Origin of the sequence: Williamsia deligens, from assembly GCF_024171765.1 — a bacterium.
GTDB lineage: Bacteria > Actinomycetota > Actinomycetes > Mycobacteriales > Mycobacteriaceae > Williamsia_A > Williamsia_A deligens.
This window is the reverse complement of record NZ_JAMTCI010000001.1, coordinates 602,117-616,413: the sequence shown is the minus strand read 5'-3', so window position 1 is coordinate 616,413 and position 14,297 is coordinate 602,117. Positions and strand designations below refer to the sequence as shown.

The window sequence follows — 14,297 nt, the reverse complement described above, 5'->3', positions numbered from 1 at the left end:
ATCGCCTCCGCATAGGTACTCCAGAGAATCGTAGGAATCCCATGACAACGAGTTCTGTGGCCGAGGCCCGCGCAGGCGCCCCGGAGAGCGGGCAGGAACGGCACCACCGCCTGCGGTGGCTGGTGTTGGGTGTCCTCGCCCTCGCGCAGCTGATGGTCGTGCTCGACGCCACCATCGTGAACATCGCGCTGCCCCACGCCCAGCAGTCGCTCGGCTTCGGTGATGCCGATCGCCAGTGGGTGGTCACCGCCTACGCCCTCGCCTTCGGCAGCCTGCTGCTGCTCGGCGGCCGGCTCTCCGACCTGTGGGGACGTCGCACGACGTTCACCATCGGCCTCGTCGGATTCGCCGTCATGTCGGCGATCGGCGGTGCCGCGGTCAACTTCGAGATGCTCGTGATGGCACGCGCCGGGCAGGGCGTCTTCGGTGCGCTGCTCGCGCCCGCAGCGCTGTCCCTGCTGACCACGACCTTCACCGACCCCGAGGAGCGCGGCCGTGCGTTCGGCATCTTCGGTGCGATCGCCGGTGGCGGTGGCGCGCTGGGTCTGCTGCTCGGTGGCGTGCTCACCGAGTGGGTCGACTGGCGCTGGTGCCTCTACGTCAACCTCGTGATCGCCGCGATCGCTCTCGTCGGCGCCCTCGCCTTCATCGGCAAGCAGCGCAGTGAGCACCGCCCGCGTCTCGACATGCCCGGCGTGATCACCGTCTCCGCGGCGCTGTTCTCGATCGTCTACGGCTTCTCCAACGCCGAGACCAACGGATGGGGCGACTGGGCGACGATCACCTGGCTGGCCGCCGGTGCGGTTCTGCTCGCCGTGTTCCTCCGCCTGCAGGCACGGACCGCGCACGCGCTGCTGCCGCTGCGGATCATCCTCGACCGCACCCGCGGTGGGTCCTATCTGATCGTGTTCATCGCCGGTATCGGGATGTTCGGGATCTTCCTGTTCCTCACCTACTACCTGCAGCAGAACCTGGGCTTCACGCCGATCAAGACCGGTCTCGCGTTCCTGCCCATGATCGGTGGCCTGGTGCTGACGGCGACAACATCGACGTCGGTGATCCTGCCCCGATTCGGTCCGCGCTGGCTCATGGCCGGCGGCATGGTGACCGCCGCCGTCGGGATCGGCCTGCTGACGCAGCTGTCGACCGACAGCACGTATGTCACCGACATCCTGCCGGGGCTCGTCGTGACCGGTCTGGGCATCGGTGCCGCGATGGCGCCCGCCATGCAGGGTGCGATCTCGGGTGTCTCCTCCGACGACGCGGGTGTCGCGTCGGCGACGGTGAACACCATGCAGCAGGTCGGTGGATCGGTCGGAACGGCGCTCCTGAGCACCATCGCCTCGAGCGCGCTGACCGGGTACCTGGTCGATCACCCGGCGACAGGGCGGACCAACGCCATGGAGCTGGCCCAGACCGCGGCGGTGCACAGCTACACGACGTCGTTCTGGTGGGCTGCCAGCATCTTCCTCGTCGGCGGTGTGCTGGCCGCCGTCGTGGTGCGGCCGGGCAAGCTGCCGGACACCCCTGAGGGTGCCGCAGTCGTCCACGCATGACCTGACCTGCGAGGACCCGGGGTCGCCACGGCGGCCCCGGGTCCTCCGGTCAGCGGATTTGAGAAATTTCCGACCCATGTCCTAAGCTCGTCTAGCTCCCCACGGAGAGACTGGCCCCCTTCGTTTAGCGGCCTAGGACGCCGCCCTTTCAAGGCGGTAGCGCGGGTTCGAATCCCGTAGGGGGTACGCCATCCGGCGTTCGAGGTGACATCTCGAAAGCGCCGGAGAAGCGTGTTGTACATGCAAGGCCCTGTGGCGCAGTTGGTTAGCGCGCCGCCCTGTCACGGCGGAGGTCGCGGGTTCGAGTCCCGTCAGGGTCGCCAGATTTCTGGTGATCACCCGGAAGTCGGTGCAACGGCACCATCCGGCCAGGTAGCTCAGTTGGTACGAGCGTCCGCCTGAAAAGCGGAAGGTCGTCGGTTCGATCCCGACTCTGGCCACACTTCTCGCCCATCCTGACCGCGTCCTCTCACGCGTCGGTGAGTCTCCCCAGCCGGTAGCGGAGTTTCGGTTCGCGATCCCTGTCCGTCGTCATCGCGGCAGTCCGCGCGATATGGTCCTCGCCGAAGCGGGCCAACAACAGATCGTCGACGAGTCGGACATGCGTGGGCGCGTACTTGTAGTCCATCGCATCGATGACGGCGTCGACGTCGCAGGCGGCGAGGAACTCGTCGAGGTCCTCGCGCACGACGATCCCGTTGGCGGCGAGCAGCGTGACCAGCCACTCGTACGCGTTGGCGCGGGCCGGGTTGATCTCGGGCAGCGCCGTCGTCAGCACCTCCTGCAGGGTGCCGATCTCGATCTCCGCGGTGGCGCGGGCGTGGGCCAGGTCGCTCTTGTGGAGTGTGTCGACCTCGGCGAACTGCGCGTCGGCCAACTCGATCAATCCGGCCGCGAGTGTGAAGGCGCGGTCGATCGGTGCCGACGGCGTCGTCCGGGACCCCTTGTAGCGGATGCCGTGTTCGATCTCGGCCCAGGCGTGCTGGAGGACGGTGCGGATCTGCACCTCAAAGTGCAGATCGTCGTCGGCGCGGAGGATCAGATGGGTACCGGCGTAGCCGAACGTGCCGGCGCTCTGGGTGGCCGAGGTCCTGTCGACGCGTTGCCGCACCTCGAACGCCGACATCAGCGCCTCCTCGACGCGGGCGATGTCCGACGTGAGATACGTGATGACGCGGACGCCCACGAGGTCGGTCACCTCGTGCAGCGGATCGGTGAACATCGGGGCACCGGACTCGTCGAGGCGGGCGAACTTGCCCGCGGCCGAGTCCGGCTCCTTCGTGCGGGACTGCACCGCGTGGACGGCGATGAAGCTCTCCGTGAGCCGCGCCGTCACAGCCCGCTCCATTCGCGTGGTGACGTCCTGGAACCGACCGAACTCGCGCAGATACTGGTCGATCGCCGAGGTCATCGTCCGCTCCTTTCATGCCTGTGCTCGTCAGCGATCCACTCTAGTGAGGCGCTCCGTCGGAATCCGGCCCGGACACCGCGCTCCGCGGAACGCGGTCGGCGAGAACTGTCGGACCCCGTCGATAGCATCGCGGCAGTTCAGAGCTGCGATCCGTCCGGGGGGACCATGACAGTCGTCGACATTGAATCGGCTCGTGCACAGGCCGACATCTTCGACCGGACGAGTTCGGTCGGACTGTCGGACGCGGCCTTGACCGAGCGGGTCGTGGGGCACGCGACCCAGATCGCGGTGTTGACCGCACGGTTCGTCGACCTGCTGCGCGAGTTCGACAAGCGCGGAGTCTGGAACGGCGAGGGCATCCGGTCGTGCGCGCACTGGTTGTCGTGGCGCACCGGGTTGTCGCTGCGCGCCGCACAGGATCACCTCCGTATCGCCCACGCGCTGGACGATCTCCCGCAGATGCACGCCGCGTTCGCCGAGGGCCGGTTGTCGTATTCGAAGGTCCGCGCGCTGACCCGGGTGGCCACACCCGACCGCGAGGAGGAGCTGGTGTCCGTGGCGTTGTCGGCCACCGCAGCTCAGGTCGAGCGCATCGTGCGCTCGGTCAGCGACATCGACCGCCGCGAGAACGAATCCGACGCCGGTCGTGCCGAATCCACCGCGCGATGGCGGTGGAACGACGACGGGACGTTGTCGGTGACGATGCGCCTCGCGCCGGTCGACGGCGCGCGGTTCCTGGCGGGCGTCGTGCGCAGCGAATACGAACGCACCCGGACGGCCGACGACCCGGACGTTCCGCCCCCCGATGCCGGTCACGAGACAGGCGACGACGCTCCGCGGAGCGCGCAGGGGACTGTCGACCTGTGGCGGCACGTTCCCTCGAACATCGCCGACGCGGTGGTCGCGATGGCCGACACCATGGCCACGGTGGTCGCCATGCCGGAGTTCGCGCCCGGCGCCGAGGTCGTGATCCACACCGACGCCGACGACACCTCCACCGAACCGCATCTCGACGGCGGGCCCGCCGTGTCCGAGGCCGATGTCGACGAGGCATCGTGCGGTGGGTCGACCCGCACAGTCGGGAGGCGCAAGGGCCGACCTGGCGTCGTACTGCGGTGGGGTCGCAGACGCCGGCTACCGACGCGCGCGCTGCTCCGGCTCGTGTTCGAACGGGACCGCGGATGTCGGCACCCGGGATGCGGGCGAACACGCCACCTCCACGCCCACCACGTGACGTTCTGGCGCGACGGCGGCACCACCGATCCCGACAACCTGATCATGCTCTGCTCCACTCACCACAGGGCACTGCACCAGGGCGAGTTCACGATTCGCGCGTCCGGTGGTCAGCAGTTCACGTTCCACCGCGCCGACGGATCGCTGATCGACGTCGCGCCCCTGCTCGCAGCACCCACGAACTGGCGACCCGACAGCGGTGTCGCGGCGGACGCGATCGAACCCGTCGGAGGGGGTCGACTCGACCTCGGCTACACACTCGAGGTGCTGTACGCGGCGTGGGAATGGCGTGAGGGCCAGAAGCAGACCCCCGTCGCCGCCTGACCGCGCTCCGCGGAGCGCGGTCAGCGGTGAACTACCCCTTCTGGAGCAGATCGATGAGCGCGGTCGCCGCCTCGGCGGACGAACTGGGGTTCTGGCCGGTGATGAGGATGCCGTCGGTGACGACGTAGGAACCCCAGTCGGGTCCCTTGCTGTAGTCGCCACCGAGCTTGATCAGTTCGTCCTCGACCAGGAACGGGACGACGTCGGTCAGTCCGACGCCCTCCTCCTCGCCGTTGGTGAAGCCGGTCACCTTGCGGCCCTTCACCAGCGGCTCGCCATCGGAGCCGGTGACGTGCCGGAGGACTCCGGGCGCGTGGCAGACGAGTGCGACGGGGGTCTCGGCCGCGATGGCGTTCTCGATGAGGCTGATGGAGTCGCGATCCTCCGCCAGGTCCCACAGGGGGCCGTGGCCGCCCGGGTAGAACACGGCGTCGAAGTCACCGAGGTCGACGGAGTCGAGCCGGACGGTCGCGGCCAGTTGGGCTTTCGCGTCCTCGTCGGCCTCGAAGCGGTGGGTGTCGTCGGTCTGGAAGTCGGGCTCGTTGCTCTTCGGATCCAGCGGGGGCTGCCCACCGGCGGGCGAGGCGACGACGATGTCGGCGCCGGCGTCCGCGAAGCGGAAGTAGGGGGCGGCGAACTCCTCGAGCCAGAACCCCGTCTTCTTCCCGGTGTCGCCGAGCGTGTCGTGGGATGTCAGGACCATGAGGATCTTCATGCCTCCCATCGTGCCAGGGCCCGGGGAGGCACGATGGTGGCATGACAACCCTGGTCCTCCTGGAACTGCACCTCGACCCGGCTCAGCGCGACACCGCGCCGGCGATCATCGACGAGACGCTGGTGGCGACCCGCAACTGGTCGGGCAACCAGGGCATCGAGGTCCGCATTGACGACGCCGACCCCGATCACGTCATGATCGTCGAGCAGTGGGCGACCACCGAGGACCACGCGGCCTACGCCGAGTGGCGCACGACCCCGGAAGGTGCGAGCCGCCTGCGCGAGATCGTCGCCCAGCCGCCGGTCAAGACGATCTGGTCGTCGACGCTCCCGCTGCGCGACTGATCGCTGACGGCGTCGTCGTCGGCACCCGACGTCGTGGGGGTGTCGCGGCGGCGGTCAGGTACGGCCGCGACAGCCAGAGCGCGGTCGCGACCACGGCCACGAGCACATAGAGCGGCAGCAGGTGGCTGAGGGTCGTGTAGCCGATCTCGAGATGGATCGCGAGAGCCGGGACGGTCCCGGCCGCGCAACCGCCCAGCAGTGACCACCAGACCCACCGCTCGCCTCGGCGCCATCCCCACATCGAGATCAGCAACACCGCCAGACCCGAACCCACGAGTGCCCCGCCGAAACCGGCGCGATCGTGGGCGATGAACGGCAGGAGCTGGGGGTCGGCCGATCGCAGCGCGGCCGAGTCCATCTCGAGGTAGCCGAGATCCGTCGGCACGAACACGGCGGTGAGGCCGACGGTGGATATGACGATGCCCGCGACAGTGAGCCCGCCGCCGACCCCGATCATCATGAGCTGCCCCCACAGCGCTGCGACACGCTCGCGTGGCGGTCCGTCGGGGACTCGCGGCGGACCGTCGCCACAGGTGCTCGGACGACGGCGATCACCACCATCGGCAGCAGGGCGATCACGACGGTGGTGTGCAGGGGTTCGACGAACCCGGTCGCGAGGAAATGGAACCATGTCCCGAACGCGACGATCCCGGACACCAGGTGCGCGTCGCGCGCCCAGCGCCGGCCGTGCCTGATGCCACCCCACGCCAGACCGCAGTAGAGGATCCCCAGCCCGATCATGTTCCCGGCCATGGTGATCCGGTCGTGCTGCAGGAACCCGACGAGGTGAGCGTCGATGCCGTCGAGTCCCGCGACGGTCAACCCCAGATAGTCGCGGTCGTACCCGAGCAACACCGGTCCGACGGTGATGACGGCTGCGCCGAGCCCGGCGACGACGAGGCCGATCCCGGTCACCAGTGCCTACATCCAGCCCGGCCAGGACCAGAAGCGGAGCAGGGCCCTCCCAGGGGGCCGACGGGGTCGGGCGGTGGGGTGTCGCCTGCCGCGGCTTCGATCACGCGGTGGAACCACCCCGGACCGGCCGACACGAGCAGGCGATGGTCCGCGATGACCACCGCCCCCGGTGACGCCAGCGCCGCGACGGCGACGCCGACATCGGGGTCGGACAGCACCGTCGAGCCGCTGTCGCCGACACAGGTGTCGTCGACGTACGGCGCGACTGCGGAGGCGCTCTCGGCCGAGTCGCACACCGCGACGACGCGGCACCGTCGCCGGGCAGCGGCCGCGGCAGTCGCCTCCGCGTCGTCGACGCCCACCGGCCCCACCTCGATCAGCGAGGCACCCTGCACCGGCAACGCGTCGATCGCGTTCCGTGCGACCGACACAGGGACGCGTGCGCCCAATCGGCCGCGCAGGTCATCCGGCACCGCAGGATGGGCGAACATCACGGGTATCCATCGGCGGCCGCCCGCCCGGACGAGGGTGGCGAGGATCGCCAGTGCCCACCGGTGGGTGCGGCGGGTGCCGAGGACGCGCGACGCCACGGGCTCCAGCGGTACGTATGTCCAGTCGGGCATGGGTAGACGATGCCTATCGGCCGGCAGGTCCTCGACGCCGCCAGATCTCCGCCGACTGCGCCCACACCGCCGGGTCATGGGTCTGTTGGAAGTTGCGACCGCCGCGCGCGAACGTCGCGAGCGTCGCCGGGGGCACCTCGCGCTCGGGGACCGGGTCGTCAGTCCATGTGCACGACCGGACATGCACGAGCCCGGATGCGACAGCCTCGTCGCCGAGGTCGTCTCGCAGAGGTCCACTGAGCCGACCGAGAAAGTGGTCGCCGTCGGACGTGCGGGTCCAGACGAAGGAGCCGTCGGGGACCTGCGCGAACCGCTCGACACGCCGCACCCCGCGCTCGTCGGCGGCAGACATGCCGCACAGGCCGAGCTCGAGCGCCCGGCGCACTCCGTCGACCATCGGCGCGCCATAGACGCGCCCAGTCGGGCCGGGGTCGTCGGTGCGGGGATCGGGGACCGAGGGCATGCCGTCAGAATGCACCGGTGACCACAACCGTGCGGGCGACCTTCTTCGGTTCGTCGTCGATCCTGCTCACCGACGGCACGTCGTCGGTGATGACCGACGCGTTCTTCTCCCGGCCGTCGCTGCTGCGCATCCGGTTCGGGCGCGTCGCCCCCGACCTCGCCCGCATCACCGACACCCTCGAGCGGGCGCGGATCGATTCCCTGGACGCGATCCTCGTCGCCCACTCCCACGTCGACCACGCGATGGATGCCCCCGAGGTCGCACGACGCACGGGCGCGACGGTCCACGGATCGGAGTCGACCGTGAACGTCGGCCGCGGGTGGGGACTCGACGAGCAGCAGATGCAGCTGATCGCTCACGACGACGAGATCGCCGTCGGGGCGTTCCGCGTGCGGGTGTTCGAGGGTCTGCACAGCCCGGGGGACTTCGCTCCTGGGACCATCGACGCCCCACTGACGCCGCCGTGCAAGGCCAAGGACTATCGCACCGGCGCGTGCTACTCGTTCCTCGTCACGCATCCGCAGGGATCGATCCTCATCCACCCCAGCGCCAACCATGTGCCTCACGCCTTCGGCGGGCTCGACGTGGACGCGCTGTACCTGGGTATCGGCGGGCTCGGCTCGCAACCACGCGATTTCCAGGACGAGTACTGGCAGCACGTGGTCGAGGCGACCCGTCCGAGGCTGATCCTGCCGGTGCACTGGGACAACTTCGGTCGGCCGCTGACGCGCCCGCTGCGTCCCCTGCCGCGCATCATCGACAACTTCGGCGCCAGCCGGGAACTGTTGCGGCGCAAAGCTGGTACCGGTGTCGGCATCCGCTACCAGAAGCCGTTCGAGACGATCGAGCCGCTGGCGCGCTGACCACCTGGTCCGAGGCGGAGGAAATCCGAAGCGTAGGGCACGCGTGATGGGAAGCGGGCGGATCGGCCGAGCGTTACCCGTGGGTGAACGATCTCCTCGTCGCCCCGACACGCGTGTGGACCCCGTCGCGGGTCCTCGTCACCCGGTCCGCGGCCGACCTCCCGCACACTGCGGAGATCATCCGACGCTGCGAGGCGGCGGGTGTCTCCGACATCGACATCCTCTCCGGCGATCGGCTCACCGGCCTCCGCGGCGAATCAGAGCGACAGACCTACGCGATGGCCAAGGAGACCCTCGCCGTCGTCGTCGCGCCACCGAGCGCCCGCAAGCCACAACCGATCCCGCCCAGCGCGGACTGGCGCATCGACCTCGCGAAGGGCTGCCCCGCGCACTGTCAGTACTGCTACCTCGCGGGGTCGTTGTCGGGTCCGCCGGTCACCCGCGTCTACGCCAACCTCGACGAGGTGCTCGACGGCATCAGGACGCACGCCGGTCGCGGCACCATCACATCCGGGACGGACGAGCGGGGCCACGAGGGAACCACATTCGAACTGTCCTGCTACACCGACCCGTTGGGGATCGAGCACGTGACAGGGTCCCTCGCCGAGGCCGTCGCCCGCGTCGGTTCCGGCGACTACGGCGACGGGGTGTCGCTCCGGTTCACCACCAAGTTCGACGACGTCGACGAGCTGCTCACCATCGACCACGGCCGTCGGACACGGGTGCGTCTGTCGGTCAACGCCGAGGACGTCGCCAACCGGTTCGAGGGTGGGACGGCGCGCATGCCCGCGCGGGTACAAGCGCTCTGCCGTCTGGCACTCGCCGGGTATCGGGTGGGGCTGACCATCGCCCCCGTCATGCCGATCCCGGGGTGGCGGGAGCAGTACGGACAGATGCTGGCCGACGTCCGCGATGCGGTGAGCGACGTGCCCGATCTCGACCTGACCGTCGAGATCATCACCCACCGGTTCACCGAGTCCAGCAAGGACGTCCTGCTCAGCTGGTACCCGGCCACCAAACTCGAGATGGACGAGGACGCCCGCACCGCCAAGCGGAACAAGTTCGGCGGGGTGAAGTACGTCTACCCACGGGACACCATGGCAGAGATGAAGTCATGGTTCACCGACGAACTCGACCGCGTCCTCCCGGACGCGCAGCTCCTCTACTGGACATGATCCGCCCAGCACAGGTTTGAACACATGCCGATGCGGGCATGCGACTCACATGCGTGCAGTCACATGGCAAGGAAAACGGAACGTCAGCGTCGACGAGGTGCCCGATCCGAAGATCGAGAAGCCGAGTGACGCGATCATCCGCGTCACGTCGACGAACATCTGTGGGTCAGACCTCCACCTCTACGAGGTGCTCGGCCCGTTCATGACCCCGGGCGACATCCTCGGACACGAGCCGATGGGTGTAGTGGAGGAGGTGGGCGCCGAGACCGGTGACCTCAAGGTCGGCGACCGCGTGGTCATCCCGTTCCAGATCTCGTGCGGGTCGTGTCACATGTGTTCGGACACGCTCTACACCCAGTGTGAGACCACCCAGGTCCGCGACCAGGGCATGGGCGCCGCACTCTTCGGCTACTCGTCGCTGTACGGCGCGGTTCCCGGCGGTCAGGCCGAGTACCTGCGTGTCCCGCAGGCGCAGTTCACGCACATGAAGGTGCCCGAGGGCCCGGCGGACTCGCGGTTCGTCTACCTGTCCGACGTGCTCCCGACCGCGTGGCAGGGTGTGAAGTATGCCGGCGTGCCCGACGGCGGATCCCTCACCGTCCTGGGGCTCGGACCCATCGGGGACATGGCAGCCCGTATCGGCGCCCACTTCGGTTATCGGGTGATCGGCGTCGACCGTGTCCCAGAGCGACTCGAGCGTGCACGAGCCCGGGGTATCGAGGTCGTGAACCTCGACGAGGTCGATGACCTCGGTGCCGAGATCCGTTCGCGCACCGGCGGTCGGGGCACAGATTCGGTCTTGGACTGTGTCGGCATGGAGGCGCACGGTTCCGTCGCGACCAAGGCGATCCAACAGATCGCCGGGCTTCTGCCCGACGCCATCTCGGGACCGATGATGGAGCACGCCGGCGTCGACCGTCTCGCCGCGCTCTACTCGGCGATCGACATCGTCCGGCGTGGCGGCACCATCTCGTTGACCGGCGTCTACGGCGGCATGGCCGATCCGCTGCCGATGCTCACCCTGTTCGACAAGCAGATCCAGCTGCGCATGGGCCAGGCCAACGTGAAGAAGTGGGCGCCGGAGATCACGCCGCTGCTCACCGACGACGACCCGCTGGGCGTCGACACCTTCGCGACCCACGAGCTGCCGCTCGAGGACGCGCCGCACGCCTACGAGATCTTCCAGAAGAAGCAGGACGGTGCGGTCAAGGTGATCCTCAAGCCCTGACGGGGTCGCTCACCAGTCGAGCCGGGGTTCCTCGGTCGACGGTGTGAGCCCGACGGTCTCGGCGTCGCGGCGCAGGACGGGGAACAACTCCTCGGCCAGCGTCGCGGCGTCGGCATGTAGCAGGCCCGCCCAGCGCTGGGCGCGGGCATCGGCTCGTGCGGAACGGATCTCGATGACGGTCTGGCCGTCGTGCTCGACGTCGAGCCGGCCGGCGCGGTGGTCGTCGAGCACGTTCACGATCGCACGCAGTGCGCCCGGATCTGGGTCGACGGCCGCACGGACGATGACGGTGATCCGAGACCGCGCGTCGGGCGAGGGCATCCCGACGACGACCCGCGAATCGGCATCACCCCACTCGTCGCGGATCTCCTCGGCGGTGTCGCCGACGAGATGAACCACGCCGTCGAGGTCACGCAACAGGGCCCCGGCGGTCACGAGAACCGATGCCGCGGAACGACCGTCGGTGTGGACGACGGAACGAACATCGGGGAGCGCATAGCGGACACCGTGCCGGCGTGCGGCCGGGTCGGTGATGCGCCGGGCCAATGCCATGGCCTCCCGGTTCTTGCCGACGCGATCCGACGTCGAGCGCTCCGCCCAGTCGGGGCCGTCGTGCCACGCGACCGCGTCGGGCACATGTGCGAGGACGGCGCCGCGTTCCCATGCGCGGGCCGCGAACTCCCAGTCCTCGCCGCCGTAGCCGACGAAGGTGCCGTCGAAACCGCCCACCGCGGTGAACAGCTCCCGTGAGCACGTCATGACCGCGCTGATGATGTGGCGGTAGGAGCGGTGGTCGGCGTCGAGCAGATCACCGGATCCGCGATAGGCGTCGCGCAGCCACCCCGGCTCCGTGAGTTCGGTCGGTGCGGGACCGCCCTCGAACCACGCACGTAGGCGCGCAGGCGTCCACCCGTCGAGGTCGGCGTGCCGTCGTCTCCCCACCGCGAGGACATCGGGGCCCGCCGACGGGAGCCGTACCGCCTCTGCGATGTAGGACGGTTCGGGGATCGTGTCGGCGTCGAGGAAGCACACCACCTCGCCGTCCGCTGCCGCGGCGCCGAGATTGCGGGCGGCGGCGGCACGGAAACCGCGATCGTCCTGGCGGACGACCGTCGGGCGCGCCGGGCCGTCGTAGGCGCCGGTGTCCGGCGGGGTGGGGGAGCCGTCGTCGGCGACGATCACCTGCAGCAGGTCGGCGGGGTGGGTCTGCATCGACAACGCCGTCAGCATCAGGTCGAGCTGATCCTGCTGCCGGAAGTACGGGACCACCACCGACACCGCTGCAGGTGCCGCAGGCTCGGTCAGGAGGTCCCATCGATTGCCGGGGAGGACCGTCCGACCGTCGGGCAGCGTCCACCGGCCGTCGGGGCCGCGACCGGTCACGGTGTCGCCCACCGGGCGAACACGTCGCGGTGCATCGTCACGACGTCATCCCACGACGGGCGGACGTCGACGTCGGGTGCCAGCCAGGTGGTGGATGGTTCGAAGACGGCCGTGCACAACGCCTCTCGCAATGCGTCACCGCTGTCGGGGTGGACGGCGACGACACCGGGCGACCGGTGTGCGAGCTCGTCGATGTAGCGGCCCCGCGGTACGAGTGGGCGGCGACCCGCGGCGATCCAGGTGGGGATCGACCCCGACGCCGACAGGTGTCGGTGATGCGCCACCGGCACGGCGACGGCCCGCAACGTCGCGGTGAGGGCGTCGTCGTCGATGAACCCGGTGACCCGGAAGCGGCGGCCGAGGTGGTCGGCACGACGCCGGAGGCCGTCGACGAGGTCGTCGTGTCCGGGTGAGACGGCACCGATCGCCACGAGACCGAACCGGGGATCGAGCACGTCGAGCGCATCGAGGACCTCGGCGTGCCCCTTGCCGGGGTACAGGTAGCCGAAGACGGCGACCTCCGGTGCCGTGCCCTCCGTCGGGTCGTGTCCCGGCGCAGGCGGGGCTGTCAGGGCGAGGGGGATGACCTCGGGTGGGGGCGCGGACCACCCCATCTCGTCGAGGAGGCTGCGTTCGTGACGGCTCGACACGATCACCCCGCGCGTCACGGCGGCCATGTCGCGATAGGCCTGCGCGCGCCGTCCGAACGCGCCGGTGCCGTCCGAAGGCTGGGGGATGTCGTGGAACGTCACGCCGACCTCCACGCCGAGCCGCCGCACCGCCGCGACGAACTCGGTCGCGGCCGTGGGAGCGTCCGGGCCGAACAGGCGGTCGGTGACGTGGATGTGGACCGCGGCTGCGCCCGCCACGCGATCGGCGGTGAGCTCGCGCGGATGGCCGACGGTGACGGTCGGTGCGTCGAGCGCACAGGCGATGTCACGAGCCCAACGGACCACCCCGTGCGTCGGCGGGCCGACGAGGACGTGGACGACGTCGGTCATGCGGTCGCCCGGCTCAGACCCAGCACGTCGATCAGATCCGCGTGGCGTGTCGTCGCGGCCTCGACGAACCCGGGATGCCGCGCGTAGAAGGCGATCTGGGTGCGGTGGATCTCGTCGGCGCTGACCGTGCGACCGTCGACGAGCCAGTCCCGTCGACCGTCACCCTGCAGGCCGAGCGCGGACAGCACGCGGTGTTCGACCGGAGCACGGACACCACCGAGCAGGGCGCGTCCGGGGTCGGCCACAGTGCCGGACAGCCCGAGTTCGTCGGCGATGCGCTGACCCAGTCGGAGCAGAACGGCGTTCTGCGGGTGGTTGATCGTGTGGGTGGCCTGCGCCCCGACCGCCTCGAGGATGTCGGACACGGCGACGTCGGTGTCCCGCTGCTCGCGGCGACGGAGCTCGTCCGCGCTCATCCGCGCGGCCTCGCGGAACGCAGCGGGTGCGACGTCGACATCCCAGGAGGCGTCGGCGCCGCGACCGTCGCGGGCCGCCGCGATGGTGCGCAGGTCGTGGTAGGCGACGCCGTCGGGGTCCATCGAGGGGTCGTCGGGGTGGCGCACGATCACCTGGAACGGGTGCAGCGCAGCCCAGCGGACGACGGGCCAACGCACCACGACGGCGTCCGACGCCAGGCGTTCGCGCAGGTCGTCGAGGCCGATCGGCAGGTCGCGATATCCGGCGCGGACGGGTTGGGAAAGAACCGCACGCGTGCGTCGGAGGAGGCGTTCGAGGTGGGGGAGGTCGGAGGGGGTGAGTTCGTGCACCGGAGGTACCCGGACGGTCCGGAGGGGGGTAGTGTTCAGAGAGTTCAGTACGACCCGGAGCGCTTCTGCCTGGCAGTTGCCCCACACGAGCACCGCCGGGTCCTCGGTCGAGCCTGCGGCCATCGCGTCCTCGTCCCCTACGCCGTAGAAGTCGCCGTAGTGACGTGTCCGCCCATCTGTCGTCATCGGCGCCAACGTAGCGCGACGTCGTCGTCCGCGCCACCCGGTGGACCGGTCGTTCATCTGTGATCCGCACGGACACATCGGATCTCGTACGAGTGATCTCGTGCCCGTGC

12 protein-coding genes, 3 tRNA genes and 1 pseudogene are annotated in these 14,297 nt (G+C 69.6%); 9 read left to right on the top strand and 7 right to left on the bottom strand.

Annotation, left to right across the window (positions count from 1 at the left end; genetic code table 11):
- Positions 1-41 precede the first annotated feature (41 nt).
- The 4 genes from LX14_RS02910 to LX14_RS02895 all read left to right on the top strand — a co-directional run bounded on the left by LX14_RS02910 (position 42) and on the right by LX14_RS02895 (position 1,996).
- A complete protein-coding gene (locus LX14_RS02910) occupies positions 42-1,556 on the top strand; it encodes an MFS transporter (RefSeq protein ID WP_253645777.1) in 1,515 nt (504 codons plus the stop codon).
- A 113-nt stretch (positions 1,557-1,669) separates the two neighbouring features.
- Positions 1,670-1,742 (top strand) — tRNA-Glu (locus LX14_RS02905).
- Positions 1,743-1,802: 60 nt separating this feature from the next.
- Positions 1,803-1,879: transfer RNA gene (locus LX14_RS02900), tRNA-Asp, on the top strand.
- Positions 1,880-1,922: 43 nt separating this feature from the next.
- Positions 1,923-1,996, top strand: a tRNA-Phe gene (locus LX14_RS02895).
- Between the two features lie 29 nt (positions 1,997-2,025).
- On the opposite strand, the gene LX14_RS02890 is transcribed toward LX14_RS02895, so the two are convergent.
- Positions 2,026-2,967 (bottom strand): GTP pyrophosphokinase, encoded by a 942-nt coding sequence (locus LX14_RS02890; RefSeq protein WP_253645776.1) that lies wholly within the window; start codon positions 2,965-2,967, stop codon positions 2,026-2,028.
- Between the two features lie 165 nt (positions 2,968-3,132).
- On the opposite strand from LX14_RS02890, the gene LX14_RS02885 reads away from it, so the two are divergent.
- Positions 3,133-4,524, top strand: a complete 1,392-nt coding sequence (locus tag LX14_RS02885; RefSeq protein ID WP_253645775.1) for an HNH endonuclease — start codon at positions 3,133-3,135, stop codon at positions 4,522-4,524.
- Between the two features lie 31 nt (positions 4,525-4,555).
- Here LX14_RS02885 and LX14_RS02880 read toward each other — a convergent pair whose 3' ends face one another.
- The gene (locus LX14_RS02880) at positions 4,556-5,239 is read right to left on the bottom strand and encodes a type 1 glutamine amidotransferase domain-containing protein (RefSeq protein WP_253645774.1); all 684 of its coding nucleotides are present in this window, start codon (positions 5,237-5,239) and stop codon (positions 4,556-4,558) included.
- A 41-nt stretch (positions 5,240-5,280) separates the two neighbouring features.
- Between LX14_RS02880 and LX14_RS02875 the strand changes: the two genes are divergently transcribed.
- On the top strand, positions 5,281-5,583 hold the full coding sequence (locus tag LX14_RS02875) for a putative quinol monooxygenase (protein WP_253645773.1): 303 nt from the start codon (positions 5,281-5,283) through the stop codon (positions 5,581-5,583).
- Here the strand turns inward: LX14_RS02875 and LX14_RS20845 are convergent.
- Both LX14_RS20845 and LX14_RS02855 read right to left on the bottom strand, forming a co-directional pair.
- Positions 5,543-7,121: pseudogene (locus tag LX14_RS20845) on the bottom strand (hypothetical protein). The gene LX14_RS02875 and the pseudogene LX14_RS20845 sit on opposite strands and share 41 nt — an antisense overlap.
- Positions 7,122-7,134: 13 nt before the next feature.
- The gene (locus LX14_RS02855) at positions 7,135-7,584 is read right to left on the bottom strand and encodes a GAF domain-containing protein (RefSeq protein ID WP_253645769.1); all 450 of its coding nucleotides are present in this window, start codon (positions 7,582-7,584) and stop codon (positions 7,135-7,137) included.
- A 17-nt stretch (positions 7,585-7,601) separates the two neighbouring features.
- Here LX14_RS02855 and LX14_RS02850 point away from each other — a divergent pair, with 17 nt between their 5' ends.
- The 3 genes from LX14_RS02850 to LX14_RS02840 all read left to right on the top strand — a co-directional run bounded on the left by LX14_RS02850 (position 7,602) and on the right by LX14_RS02840 (position 10,850).
- Complete coding sequence (locus tag LX14_RS02850) at positions 7,602-8,447, top strand: MBL fold metallo-hydrolase (RefSeq protein WP_253645768.1); 846 nt, start codon at positions 7,602-7,604, stop codon at positions 8,445-8,447.
- An 83-nt stretch (positions 8,448-8,530) separates the two neighbouring features.
- Positions 8,531-9,622, top strand: a complete 1,092-nt coding sequence (locus LX14_RS02845; RefSeq protein ID WP_253645767.1) for a spore photoproduct lyase family protein — start codon at positions 8,531-8,533, stop codon at positions 9,620-9,622.
- Positions 9,623-9,671: 49 nt separating this feature from the next.
- On the top strand, positions 9,672-10,850 hold the full coding sequence (locus LX14_RS02840; RefSeq protein WP_253645766.1) for a zinc-dependent alcohol dehydrogenase: 1,179 nt from the start codon (positions 9,672-9,674) through the stop codon (positions 10,848-10,850).
- Between the two features lie 9 nt (positions 10,851-10,859).
- On the opposite strand, the gene LX14_RS02835 is transcribed toward LX14_RS02840, so the two are convergent.
- Genes LX14_RS02835 through LX14_RS02825 form a run of 3 tightly spaced genes read right to left on the bottom strand, consistent with a single transcriptional unit; the run spans position 10,860 to position 14,187 of the window.
- Positions 10,860-12,245: a glycosyltransferase gene (locus LX14_RS02835; protein ID WP_253645765.1), complete on the bottom strand. Its 1,386-nt coding sequence runs from the start codon at positions 12,243-12,245 to the stop codon at positions 10,860-10,862.
- Positions 12,230-13,234, bottom strand: a complete 1,005-nt coding sequence (locus LX14_RS02830) for a glycosyltransferase family protein (protein ID WP_253645764.1) — start codon at positions 13,232-13,234, stop codon at positions 12,230-12,232. The genes LX14_RS02835 and LX14_RS02830 overlap by 16 nt, the downstream gene beginning before the upstream one ends.
- A complete protein-coding gene (locus tag LX14_RS02825) occupies positions 13,231-14,187 on the bottom strand; it encodes a WcbI family polysaccharide biosynthesis putative acetyltransferase (RefSeq protein ID WP_253645763.1) in 957 nt (318 codons plus the stop codon). The genes LX14_RS02830 and LX14_RS02825 overlap by 4 nt, the downstream gene beginning before the upstream one ends.
- Positions 14,188-14,297 lie beyond the last annotated feature (110 nt).